General features: G+C 56.6%; 8 protein-coding genes and 1 other RNA gene. 6 read left to right on the top strand and 3 right to left on the bottom strand.

The window, feature by feature from the left end:
- The first annotated feature begins 185 nt into the window (after positions 1-185).
- Both ydiK and rprA read left to right on the top strand, forming a co-directional pair.
- Positions 186-1,301, top strand: coding sequence for an AI-2E family transporter YdiK (gene ydiK, locus ACOTY9_RS00565; protein WP_248177481.1), 1,116 nt, complete (start codon positions 186-188; stop codon positions 1,299-1,301).
- Positions 1,302-1,510: 209 nt separating this feature from the next.
- An RNA gene (gene rprA, locus ACOTY9_RS00560) (antisense sRNA RprA) lies at positions 1,511-1,618 on the top strand.
- 5 nt (positions 1,619-1,623) lie between these two features.
- Here the strand turns inward: rprA and ACOTY9_RS00555 are convergent.
- From ACOTY9_RS00555 to ppsA, 3 genes are all read right to left on the bottom strand, one after another.
- Complete coding sequence (locus ACOTY9_RS00555; RefSeq protein ID WP_348565573.1) at positions 1,624-3,999, bottom strand: glycoside hydrolase family 3 N-terminal domain-containing protein; 2,376 nt, start codon at positions 3,997-3,999, stop codon at positions 1,624-1,626.
- A gap of 3 nt (positions 4,000-4,002) precedes the next feature.
- Complete coding sequence (locus tag ACOTY9_RS00550; protein ID WP_248177479.1) at positions 4,003-5,403, bottom strand: MFS transporter; 1,401 nt, start codon at positions 5,401-5,403, stop codon at positions 4,003-4,005.
- Positions 5,404-5,636: 233 nt separating this feature from the next.
- Positions 5,637-8,015 carry a phosphoenolpyruvate synthase gene (gene ppsA / locus ACOTY9_RS00545; RefSeq protein ID WP_176260590.1) on the bottom strand — a complete coding sequence of 793 codons (2,379 nt, stop codon included), beginning with the start codon at positions 8,013-8,015 and terminating at the stop codon, positions 5,637-5,639.
- Between the two features lie 335 nt (positions 8,016-8,350).
- Here ppsA and ppsR point away from each other — a divergent pair, with 335 nt between their 5' ends.
- The 4 genes from ppsR (at position 8,351) to ACOTY9_RS00525 (ending at position 12,835) form a co-directional block, all read left to right on the top strand.
- The gene (gene ppsR / locus ACOTY9_RS00540; protein ID WP_014883510.1) at positions 8,351-9,184 is read left to right on the top strand and encodes a posphoenolpyruvate synthetase regulatory kinase/phosphorylase PpsR; all 834 of its coding nucleotides are present in this window, start codon (positions 8,351-8,353) and stop codon (positions 9,182-9,184) included.
- Positions 9,185-9,336: 152 nt separating this feature from the next.
- Positions 9,337-10,383, top strand: a complete 1,047-nt coding sequence (aroH, locus tag ACOTY9_RS00535; RefSeq protein ID WP_032636862.1) for a 3-deoxy-7-phosphoheptulonate synthase AroH — start codon at positions 9,337-9,339, stop codon at positions 10,381-10,383.
- Positions 10,384-10,591: 208 nt separating this feature from the next.
- Positions 10,592-10,780, top strand: coding sequence for a hemin uptake protein HemP (gene hemP, locus ACOTY9_RS00530; RefSeq protein WP_014883508.1), 189 nt, complete (start codon positions 10,592-10,594; stop codon positions 10,778-10,780).
- Positions 10,781-10,852: 72 nt separating this feature from the next.
- Entirely contained in the window at positions 10,853-12,835 is a 1,983-nt protein-coding gene (locus ACOTY9_RS00525) for a TonB-dependent hemoglobin/transferrin/lactoferrin family receptor (protein WP_047344144.1), read from the top strand.
- Positions 12,836-12,844 lie beyond the last annotated feature (9 nt).

Raw genomic sequence — 12,844 nt, 5'->3', positions numbered from 1 at the left:
TTAGAGTAATGTGAAATCGTTTGCGTTGTGTCTGGAAAGTTTTATCACATTTTTTTCTTATGTGCTTCGTAGAATTACGGGCAAAATCCGCCTGTCAAAAACCGCTGAGATCATTAATGATTAGAGAGACGCGGTTTTCCGTTCCCGCCAGCCATACTGGCGTTCTTTTAAGGAAAGTTTTATTTATGGTCAATGTTCGCCAGCCCAGGGATGTTGCGCAAATTTTGCTGTCGGTGCTGTTCCTGGCCCTCATGATTATTGCCTGCTTGTGGATCGTTCAACCCTTTATTCTCGGCTTCGCCTGGGCCGGAACCGTTGTGGTGGCTACCTGGCCTTTGCTGCTGCGTTTGCAGAAACTGCTGTTCGGCCGTCGCGGTCTCGCCGTACTGGTGATGACGCTACTGTTGTTCCTGCTGTTTATTATTCCGATTGCCTTGCTGGTTAATAGCCTGGTGGACTCCAGTGGTCCGGTGATTCGTGCCGTTACCAGTGGCGATTTGACGCTGCCGGATCTCGCCTGGCTGAACAGCATCCCTGTTGTGGGTGCCAAACTCTATAGCGGCTGGCACAGCCTGCTGGAGATGGGCGGCAGCGCGCTGATGGCGAAAGTGCGTCCGTATATTGGCACCACCACCACCTGGTTTGTGGGTCAGGCGGCCCATATTGGTCGCTTTATGATGCACTGTACCCTGATGCTGCTGTTCAGCGCCCTGCTCTACTGGCGCGGCGAGCAGGTGGCGTTAGGCGTTCGTCACTTTGCCACCCGACTGGCGGGCAAACGCGGCGATGCCGCCGTGCTGCTGGCGGCACAGGCCGTGCGCGCCGTGGCGCTTGGCGTGGTGGTAACGGCCCTGGTGCAGGCGGTGCTGGGCGGTATCGGCCTGGCGATTTCCGGTGTCCCGTACGCGACCGTCTTTACCGTTATCATGCTGATGACCTGTCTTGCGCAACTGGGCCCCTTACTGGTGCTGGTTCCCAGCATTATCTGGCTTTACTGGACAGGTGACACCACGTGGGGAACGGTTCTGCTGGTGTGGAGCTGCGTGGTCGGCACCATGGATAACGTGATTCGCCCCATCCTCATCCGCATGGGCGCAGACCTGCCGCTGATTCTGATCCTCTCCGGGGTGATCGGTGGGTTGATTGCCTTCGGAATGATTGGCCTGTTTATTGGCCCGGTACTGCTCGCAGTGACCTGGCGTCTGTTCTCCGCCTGGGTGCATGAAATTCCACCGCCGGAAACTGACCCGGACGTGATTCTGGGCGAACTGGAAGAGCTGGAAGAGAAGAACACGCATTAAGTTTTGTTGCCGGGTGGAGCTAACGCTTACCCGGCCTACATCCTTCCCCACAATACTTAAATGCTGCTAAAGTATTTATTCGTTGCACACTGGTCAGACCCGCCCTTTCAACAGTAAGTCTGCTATAAACCTCAAGAAATCTTTACTTCTCTTTAACTATTGAGACGAATCTGATCGACGCTAAAAGCGCACATGCCTACTATTAGCTCACGGTTATAGATCAACACCTTGATTTATAAGCATGGAAATCCCCTGAGTGAAACAACGAATTGCTGTGTGTAGTCTTTGCCCATCTCCCACGATGGGCTTTTTTTTATCCTGACTACGCGCGTGTCACTTCACAGGTACTGAGCATCCGCCATTCAGCAGGTACAACCCGCGTCTCCCCGGTGACGTTGACCGACACGATCTCACGGATGTCCGCCGACGATGCGCCAATCTGCAGTTCAAACTCACCCGGCTCAACAATGCGCTTGCCATCACGACGGGTGAAGTTAAACATCTCCACCGGCAGCGTAAAGGTCAGCGTGGCAGTCTCCCCCGGCGAGAGCGTGACGCGCTGGAAGGCCTTCAGCTCCTGGAGCGGTCGTACCTGCGTGGCGACCTTATCCCTGACGTAAACCTGCACCACTTCGCTGCCGCTGCGTTCGCCGTTATTGGTGACATCCAGACTGATGACCACCTCGCCGTCGACTGGCACGCTCGCTGCCGCTACCTTCGCGGCTCCCCAGCTAAACTGCGTCCAGCCGAGACCGAAACCAAACGGATAACGTGCACCGAAGTGGAACGCGAACGGCGTCCCGCCGCTTTTCAGCTTGTGATTGTAGTAATACGGCATCGCGCCGGCGCTTTTCGGCACGCTCACCACCAGGCGCCCCTGCGGCTCGGCGCGACCGGTTAGCACGTCCGCAATCGCCCAGCCACCTTCCTGCCCTGGCGCCCATGCCATCATCAACGCCGCGACCTTATCCTCCAGCCCCTGCAGGTTGTAGGGACGCCCGCCGGTCATGACAACGATGACCGGTTTTCCGGTTGCCACCAGCGCGTCCAGTAGCTGTTGCTGCACGCCGGGCAGGTTTAGCGAGTCGGTATCGGAGCCTTCCCCTACCGTGCCGCTCTGGAACAGCCCTGCGAGGTCGCCGACGCAGGCCACCACCACATCACTCTGCTGCGCAGCGTTTACCGCCTCGGGGATCAAGGCGGTACTCTGCGAAACCGGTGACTGCTGCATCGGTTTACCGCCGCTGTCGCCAGGGAAGACAGGTGCACCCGCCATGCGTTTTTCGATAATGTGGCACCCTTTGGCGTAGCGCACGTTCGCTGTGCCCAGGTAATGTTCCAGCGCCGCGCGCGGAGTCGTCACCTGCGAAGTCTCCTCCACCATATCGCTGATAATCAGGTGAACCGGGAAACTGTAGCCGCTGAGCAGGGCCAGCGGATCGTCTGCGGTCGGGCCCACCAGCGCCACGCGCGGTTTTCCACCGAGGGGCAAAATGCCGTTGTTTTCCAGAAGCGTGACAGATTGCGTCGCCACGTCCCGCGCGACCTGGCGGGTTGCCTCGTTTTGCAGATCGATCCCGTTTTCGTCGGCATACGGGTGTTCAAACAGCCCCAGCCGGAATTTTTCGGTCAGCACGCGCCCCACGATTTCATCGACTTTTGCCATGGAAATCAGCCCACGCTCAACGGCCTCTGCGAGGTGTCGTGCGCAGTCATCTTTCGGCAGTTCAACATCAAGCCCGGCGTTGAATGCCAGTGCGGCCGATTCCGCCGCATCGTGGGAAATGCCATGGTGCTGATGCAGCAGGCTGACGCCGCCATAATCCGCGACAATGATGCCGTCGAAACCCCACTGCTCACGCAACACGATGGTCAACAGGAAGCTGTCACTGTGTCCCGGCTGATTATCAATGTCATGATAGGCGGGCATCACCGAACCGGCATTGGCCAGCTTGACCGCCATTTCAAACGGCAGCAGGAAGGTGTCATTCAGCTCGCTAAAGCCCAGGTGGACCGGAGCATGGTTGCGCGCCCCTTCGCTGAACGAGTGACCCACGTAATGCTTAAGCGTCGCCAGCAGATCGCGCTTGTCGCTCTGCAACCCTTTGACGTATGCCGTCGCCATCACCCCCACCAGCCACGGATCTTCCCCGAAGGTCTCTTCGGTGCGCCCCCAGCGCACGTCGCGGGAAACGTCCAGTACCGGGGCCAGCCCCTGCTGGCAGCCCACAGAGCGCGCCTCTTTGCCAATCTGCTCTGCTGCACGCTGCACAAGTTCAGGGTTCCAGGTGGAACCGTAATTCAGCGAGGACGGGAACAGCGTTGCGTCTTTGCACAGCAGTCCTACCAGACACTCCTCGTGGAACAGCGCCGGAATGCCGAGACGGGTCTCTTCCATCATCATACGTTGCAGGCGGTTCGCCGCGCGCACGCCGGTTTTTGCGTCAACAATATGGGTGCCCAGCGGGCGGGTGATCTGCCCGACACCCAGTTTTAGCCGTTCCCCGAGCGACGCCTGCTCGCTCACACCGGCGAATTCGTCGCTCAGATCGCTTCGCTCGCGGTGGTTACCGTTTTCGTCGAGGATCAGCCAGTAGGCATGCATCTGGGCGAACTTCTCTTCCGGGGTCATACGCGCCAGTAAATCGGCGACGCGCTCGTGCACGGGACGTCCCGCGTCCTTATAGATAGCTGTCATGTTTTACTCCTGTAGTGCGGAAGGGGTTGCCGGGCTGAGCTGCCCCGCTTCGGGTCTGACCTCACGTTTGCTGGCCAGCTCACGGGCGATGGAATCCACCAGCCGGCTGTTAAGCTTGTAGATGGAAAGTAGCGCCACCATGCAGAGGAACAGCGCGCATGGGATAAGGGTGAAAAGCGCGTTAATGGTCGACAGCACGTGCGGCGTCTGGGCTGCCTGGCCCGGCGCATAATCCACCATGCCCAGTACCCAGCCCACCACCGCCCCGCCGAGCGCCAGGCCAAATTTGATGGCAAACAGCGCGGTGGAGAAGACCAGCCCGTCCAGGCGACGGCCGCTGCGATGCTCTTCGTAATCGACCACATCGGAGAACATGGTCCACTGGAGCGGTGTGGTGAGGTTTTGAATAAAGCTAAAGACAATGTTAAGGCCGAAGATCAGCCAGACCTGCGAAGGCGGCAGGAAGAAAATCAGCGCGCCGAAAATGACGAAGGAAATAATCGTCCACTGGTAAGCACGAACGCGGTCAAATTTCCCCAGCAGCCGTTCAGATAATAATGCGCCGCTTAAGGAGGCAACCATTCCGGAAACAATAAAGGCAAATACCAGATCCGGGCGCAACAGCACGTAGTTCACATAATACATCGTGGCGGAGCCGCGCGTTACCACCGCGGTCAGCAGCAAAATATTAAACAGGAACACAATACGCCACTGGCTGTTGCGGCCCAGCAGTTTTAAATCGGTAAGCATGGAGCCGGAGGTATCATTGCGCGGAGAATACCGCTCGCGGGTCATCAGGAAGCAACAGAAGAACAGCACAATGCCCAGCAGCCCCATCAGGCTCATGGCATAGAAATAGCCTTTCTGCACGTTGCCCTGGCCCAGCAGTGAGACCAGCGGCAAGGCGATAACCGTCACAATCAACCCGCCAATAAATGACAGACCAAAGCGCCATGACTGCAGGGAGTGACGCTCGCGCGGGTCCAGCGTCAGTGCGCCCGGCATGGCGCAGTAAGGCACGTTAATCGCGGAGTAAATCAGGCTCAGGATAGCGTAGGTCAGGCAGGCATAAACGATTTTAGCCGTCGGCCCGACGTCCGGTACATAGAAGGTGATAAGGCAGCTTACGCCAAAAGGAATGGCAAACCACAGCAGCCAGGGACGGAAACGACCATGACGCGTCCGGGTGCGGTCAACCAGTGCGCCAATGCACGGGTCGACAAACGCATCAACCACGCGCACCACTAAAAACATAGTTCCCATAATGGCCGCGGGTAAACCAAAAACATCCGTATAGAAGTAAGCAAGAAATAACGTGGCCGTTTGCCAGACCAGCGCGCTGGCCATATCACCTAAGCCATACCCTATTTTATCTTTGGTACGCAATACAGAGGAAAGTGTCATTGTTATTTGCCTTTTTATCAGGTTAAAACGTATTTCAACCAGTAGCGCATCTTCTGAAGAGAAATGCGCAGTAAGGCTCAAGTATTAGCAACGCTTTGCGCGCTAACAATTGTCTAAATTAACAGACAAATTATGATATTTGGTTTTTTACTTTATTTGTGATGGGGAGCAAATAAGAAAACAAATAAAAAAGGCGAGGAATAATATCCTCGCCTTTTCGGGTCATGCTGGCGTTACTTGTTCAGTTCCGCCAGGCTCAGCCAGGTCTGCACCACGGTGTCCGGGTTCAGGGACAGGCTATCAATCCCCTCCTCCATCAGCCAGGCGGCAAAGTCTTCATGGTCAGAAGGACCCTGACCACAAATCCCGACGTATTTACCCTGTTTCTTCGCCGCACGGATGGACATGGAGAGCAGCGCTTTCACCGCCTCGTTACGCTCATCGAACAGCTCAGAGACCACGCCGGAGTCACGGTCCAGACCCAGCGCCAGCTGCGTCATGTCGTTCGAGCCGATAGAGAAGCCGTCAAAGTGTTCGAGGAACTGCTCGGCCAGCAGGGCGTTGGACGGGATCTCACACATCATGATGATCTTCAATCCGTTTTCACCGCGCTTGAGCCCCTGACGCGCCAGCTCGTCCACTACCGCTTTCGCCTGATCCACCGTACGCACGAACGGGATCATGATTTCGACGTTGGTCAGCCCCATGTCGTTGCGCACGCGTTTCACCGCTTCACACTCCAGCGCGAAGCAGTCGCGGAAGCTGTCGGACACGTAGCGTCCGGCGCCGCGGAAGCCCAGCATTGGGTTCTCTTCTTCCGGCTCGTAGCGCTCACCGCCGACCAGGTTGGCGTATTCGTTTGACTTAAAGTCAGACAGACGGACGATCACGCGTTTCGGGTAGAACGCCGCGCCCAGCGTGGCGATCCCTTCGGTCAGACGGCCAACGTAGAACTCTTTCGGCGAGTCGTAGCCTTTCATCATCTCGCGAATTTCGTTCTGCAGTTTCGCGTCCTGGTCGTCAAACTCCAGCAGCGCACGCGGGTGCACGCCGATCATGCGGTTGATGATAAATTCCAGACGCGCCAGGCCAACGCCTTCGTTCGGCAGGCAGGCGAAGTCAAACGCACGGTCCGGGTTACCGACGTTCATCATAATTTTCAACGGCAGATCCGGCATGGTATCCACGCTGGAGCTCTTCACGCTGAAGTCGAGGATATCGGCATACACGTAGCCCGTATCGCCTTCGGCACAGGAGACGGTTACGTTCTGTCCGTCCTTCATGCGTTCGGTTGCGTCACCGCAGCCGACAACCGCAGGAATACCCAGTTCGCGGGCAATGATCGCCGCATGGCAGGTACGGCCGCCACGGTTGGTGACGATGGCCGCCGCTTTCTTCATGATCGGTTCCCAGTCCGGGTCGGTCATGTCGGTCACCAGTACGTCGCCTGGCTCAATACGGTTCATCTCGCTGATGTCGTGGATCACTTTCACCGGACCGGCACCGATGCGGTGACCAATCGCGCGACCTTCCGCCACAATTTTGCCCTGGGCGTGCAGCGTATAACGCTCCATCACCTGACCGCGAGAACGGACGGTCTCCGGACGCGCCTGGACGATAAACAGCTTGCCGGTGTTCCCGTCTTTCGCCCATTCGATATCCATCGGACGGCCGTAGTGTTTTTCAATCTGCACCGCCTGCTTCGCCAGTTCCTGCACTTCGGCGTCGGTCAGGGAGAAGCGGTCGCGCTGCTCCTGCGGCACATCTTCAATCTTAACCTGCTTGCCATGCTCCTGGGTTGGGGCATAGATCATGCGGATTTTTTTCGAGCCCATGGTGCGGCGCACCACCGCCGGGCGACCCGCGGCCAGCGTAGGCTTGTGTACATAAAATTCGTCAGGATTCACCGCGCCCTGCACCACCATCTCACCCAGACCCCATGCAGAGGTGATGAACACCACCTGGTCGAAACCCGATTCGGTATCGATGGAGAACATCACGCCGGATGAGCCTACGTCTGAACGCACCATGCGCTGGACGCCAGCGGAGAGCGCGACGCCGCGATGGTCGTAGCCCTGGTGCACGCGATAGGAGATGGCGCGGTCGTTGAACAGGGAAGCAAATACGTGCTTCACGGCCACCAGCACCGCATCATAGCCCTGAACGTTCAGGAAGGTTTCCTGCTGCCCGGCGAACGACGCGTCCGGCATGTCTTCTGCGGTTGCGGAAGAACGCACGGCAAAGGAGGCCTGCGCATCGTCAGCGGAGAGCTGGTTGTAAGCATCGTGAATGGCTTTTTCCAGTTCCGGCTGGAAAGGTGTGTCGATGATCCACTGGCGGATCTGCGCCCCGGCTTTAGCAAGCTCGGTCACATCATCAATATCCGTTTTATCCAGCAGGTCGTAAATGCGCTGGTTTACACCGCTCTGGTCTAAAAACAGGTTAAACGCATCGGCGGTTGTGGCAAACCCGTTTGGTACGGAAACACCCATACCGGACAGATTTGTAATCATTTCACCCAGGGAGGCATTTTTGCCCCCAACTCTGTCTACATCATTCATGCCGAGTTGGTTATACCAAAGCACCAGCGGTGACGAGCCATTGTTGGACATCGAAACAATCCTTTTGTGATATTTGATCGGAGTAAGTAACACCTGACTACGTATTTATACTGGCATATTTATTTGCGCTAAAAAAACGGTGAATCGTGTAAGCAATTTAAATTTTCAACTTTTCGGATAGTTTCCCACCAGCGATTAACCCGATGATTCCTCTATATTCAGCCGTTAACCACAAAAATAAAGACGCTATTTGAAAAATGAAATCCACTTTTCAGGAAAATCAAAAACAGTGTTTCATTCATAATTAGGATAAGTTCTTTGCTGTGGAAATTACTTTTTTAATTTATGCTTTCAGACAATTACGTATGATATTCAGGGTGGGTAAAATGGATAATGCTGTCGATCGTCACGTTTTTTATATTTCTGATGGTACGGCGATCACCGCCGAGGTGCTGGGCCACGCGGTCATGTCGCAGTTCCCCGTATCGATTAACAGCATCACGCTGCCGTTCGTGGAAAATGAGAGCCGCGCCAAAGCGGTGAAGGACCAGATCGACGCCATCTACCAGCAGACCGGCGTCCGTCCGCTGGTGTTCTACTCCATCGTTATCCCCGAAATTCGCCACATCATTTTGCAAAGCGAGGGCTTCTGCCAGGATATCGTCCAGGCGCTGGTGGCCCCGCTCCAGAGCGAGCTGAAGCTTGACCCGACGCCTATCGCCCACCGTACCCATGGGCTGAACCCCGGCAACCTGACCAAATACGATGCGCGTATTGCCGCCATCGACTACACCCTGGCGCATGACGATGGTATTTCTCTGCGCAATCTCGACCAGGCACAGGTGATTTTACTTGGCGTGTCGCGTTGCGGTAAAACGCCGACCAGCCTCTATCTGGCGATGCAGTTCGGCATTCGCGCCGCCAACTACCCCTTTATTGCCGACGACATGGATAACCTGGTGCTGCCCGCTGCGCTCAAACCGCTGCAGCACAAGCTGTTCGGACTAACGATTAACCCGGAGCGTCTGGCCGCGATCCGCGAAGAGCGCCGCGAGAACAGCCGCTACGCCTCCATGCGCCAGTGCCGCATGGAGGTCTCCGAAGTGGAAGCGCTGTACCGCAAAAACCAGATCCCGTGGCTGAACAGCACTAACTATTCGGTAGAAGAGATCGCCACCAAAATTCTCGACATCATGGGACTTAATCGTCGCATGTACTAATATGCTAGTACATTAACTCAGATTCGGGTATCATCCTCTGCAACAACGGGGCGGTATCGCCCCGAACTTGAAATCAGCAGGGATTGGTTTAATGTGATGCCCATCACTTCCCGGTAGTCTGCCGATGAAGCAAAAATTTTCTGAGACAAATCATGAATAAAACCGACGAACTCCGCACAGCGCGCATTGACAGCCTGGTCACACCGGCTGAACTGGCTCAGCGGCATCCCGTTTCCGCCACGGTTGCGGAACATGTTACGGCCTCCCGCCGACGTATTGAAAAAATCCTGAATGGTGAAGACAAGCGTCTTCTGGTCGTGATTGGCCCTTGCTCTATCCACGATCTGGATGCAGCACTGGATTATGCCAAACGCCTTCAGGGACTGCGGGATAAGTATCAGCATCGCCTTGAAATTGTGATGCGCACCTACTTTGAAAAACCGCGTACCGTGGTGGGCTGGAAAGGGCTGATTTCCGATCCCGATCTCAACGGCAGCTATCGTGTGAATCACGGTATCGAACTGGCACGCAAGCTGCTGCTCCAGGTCAACGAGCTGGGCGTCCCGACGGCGACTGAATTTCTCGATATGGTGACCGGGCAATTTATTGCCGATTTGATCAGCTGGGGCGCGATCGGCGCACGCACCACTGAAAGCCAGATCCACCGCGAGATGGCCTCCGCCCTCTCCTGTCCGGTCGGCTTTAAAAACGGGACCGATGGCAACACCCGTATCGCTGTTGACGCGATCCGCGCCTCGCGTGCCAGCCACATGTTCCTGTCGCCGGATAAAAGTGGTCATATGACTATCTACCAGACCAGCGGTAACCCTTACGGGCACATCATTATGCGTGGCGGGAAGAAACCCAATTACCATGCCGACGATATCGCCGCCGCGTGCGAAACACTGGCCGAATTCGATCTGCCGGAACATCTGGTGGTGGACTTTAGCCACGGTAACTGCCAGAAGCAGCACCGCCGCCAGCTGGACGTTTGCGATGAAATTTGCCAGCAGATCCGCAGCGGTTCAACCGCCATCGCGGGCATTATGGCCGAAAGCTTTATCAAGGAAGGTACGCAGAAAATCGTTGCCGGACAGCAGATGGTGTACGGCCAGTCAATCACCGATCCGTGCCTGAGCTGGGAAGACAGCGAACTGCTGCTGGAAAAGCTGGCGTCTGCGATAGATACGCGCTTCTGACCCCCGCCGGGTGGCGCTGCGCTTACCCGGCCTACGGTTCGTGCCCTTTTCCCTCTCCCTGTGGGAGAGGATCGGGGTGAGGGCATCAGACCGCACCTTCCCCCAAAATTTGATCCCGTCACATTATTTTCACAAAAACGCTTGCCGTGAAATTGTAGTTTATTGATAATGATTATCATTGTTACATTGATTGTTATTTATAAACATTATGTCACCTACGGATAACCGCGCGGCAACGCCAGCAAACAAACACACAGCGCCCGCCCCTGCCTCCACCGATCGTCGCATCGACAGCAAAAGCCTGCTGGGTGATGAGGGCCGGGTGATTATCGAGCATGACGGCCAGCACTACCTGCTGCGCCAGACGAATGCCGGAAAATTGATCCTCACAAAATAAACCAAAACATTCGCCAGCCACCCAGGTGACCCCCAGGCAGCCAGCGCTTTCGATTCTTTATGGAGAGTTGCTATGCCACACCTGCATACCGCATGTTTACGCCCGTCACTTCTGGCGCTGGCGATTGTCAGTACCCTGCCGGGCGTCGCGTTTGCTGCCGCAGATGAAATAACCGTCACCGCGACCGGCAACGCCCGTAGCGCCTTCGAAGCCCCAATGATGGTGAGCGTGATTGACGCCGCTGCCCCGGAAAAACAGACCGCCAGCTCTGCCGCCGACCTGCTGCGTAACGTGCCAGGCCTGATGCTGGACGGCACCGGCCGCACCAACGGTCAAGACGTTAATCTGCGCGGTTATGACCGACGCGGCGTGCTGGTGCTGGTTGACGGCGTGCGTCAGGGTACCGACACCGGACACCTCAACAGCACGTTCCTCGACCCGGCGCTGATCAAACGTATCGAAGTTGTGCGCGGTCCGTCGGCGCTGCTCTACGGCAGCGGTGCGCTGGGTGGCGTGATTTCCTATGACACCGTTGACGCCAGCGATCTCCTGGAACCGGGCAAAAACAGCGGTTACCGCGTGTTTGGTACCGGTGCGACGGGCGATCATAGCCTCGGGATGGGGGCCAGCGCCTATGGCCGCATCGATACGCTTGACGGTCTGGTGTCATGGTCCAGCCGTGACCGCGGCGATATCCGCCAGAGCGACGGCAAGCGTGCCCCAAACGACGAATCCATTAATAACATGCTGGCGAAAGGCAGCTGGAAAATCGACCCGGCTCAGACGTTAAGCGGCTCCCTGCGCTACTACAACAACGCCGCGCAGGAGCCGAAAAACCCGCAAACCTCCGGTGCCACCAGCAGCAACCCCATCACCGACCGCTCCACCATCCAGCGTGATGCACAGCTGGGTTACCGTCTGGCGCCGGAAGGGAACGACTGGCTGAACGCCGATGCAAAAGTTTACTGGTCAGAGGCGCGCATAAATGCCCAGAACATCGACAGCACCGGTGAGTTCCGCAAGCAGACCACCAAAGGCGGCAAAGTAGAAAACCGTACCCGCCTGTTCGGCGACACCTTTGCCTCTCACCTTTTGACCTACGGCGGGGAATATTATCGTCAGGAACAACGTCCGGGTGGCACCACCACCGGCTTCCCGGAGGCGAAAATCGACTTTAGCTCCGGCTGGCTGCAGGATGAAATCACCCTGCGCGATCTGCCCGTGACCCTGCTGGGCGGCACGCGCTATGACAACTATCGGGGTAGCAGCGAGGGCTACGACGACGTGGATGCCGACAAGTGGTCCTCCCGCGCCGGGTTAACCGTCAGCCCTACCGACTGGCTGATGCTGTTTGGCTCTTACGCTCAGGCCTTCCGCGCCCCGACCATGGGCGAGATGTATAACGACGCCAAACACTTCTCCATCGGCAGTTTCTACACTAACTACTGGGTGCCTAACCCGAACCTGCGCCCGGAAACCAACGAAACGCAGGAGTTTGGTTTTGGCCTGCGCTTTGACGACCTGATGCTCGCCAACGATGGGCTGGAGTTCAAGGCCAGCTATTTCGATACCAAAGCCAAAGATTACATCTCCACCACCGTCAATTTTGCCGCGGCGACCACCATGTCGTACAACGTTCCGAACGCCAAAATCTGGGGCTGGGACGTGATGGCAAAATACTCGGCCGACCTGTTTAACCTCGATCTGGCCTATAACCGCACGCGCGGAAAAGATACCGATACCGGCGAGTACATCTCCAGCATCAACCCGGACACCGTCACCAGCAGGCTGGATATTCCGGTGGCGCAAAGCGGCTTCTCCGTGGGCTGGATCGGCACCTTTGTCGATCGTTCAACCCATGTCAGCAGCAGTTACAGCAAACAGCCGGGCTATGCGGTCAACGACATCTACGTCAGCTATAAGGGCCAGGAGCAGCTCAAGGGCATCACCACCACGCTGGTGCTGGGTAACGCTTTCGACAAGGAGTACTGGTCTCCTCAGGGTATTCCGCAGGACGGTCGTAACGGCAAGATTTTTGTGAGTTATCAGTGGTAATTCCCCGCG

Source organism: Enterobacter cloacae complex sp. SHL012, from assembly GCF_049237505.1.
Taxonomy (GTDB): Bacteria; Pseudomonadota; Gammaproteobacteria; order Enterobacterales; family Enterobacteriaceae; genus Enterobacter; species Enterobacter kobei.
This window is presented reverse-complemented; position numbering and strand designations above follow the sequence as displayed.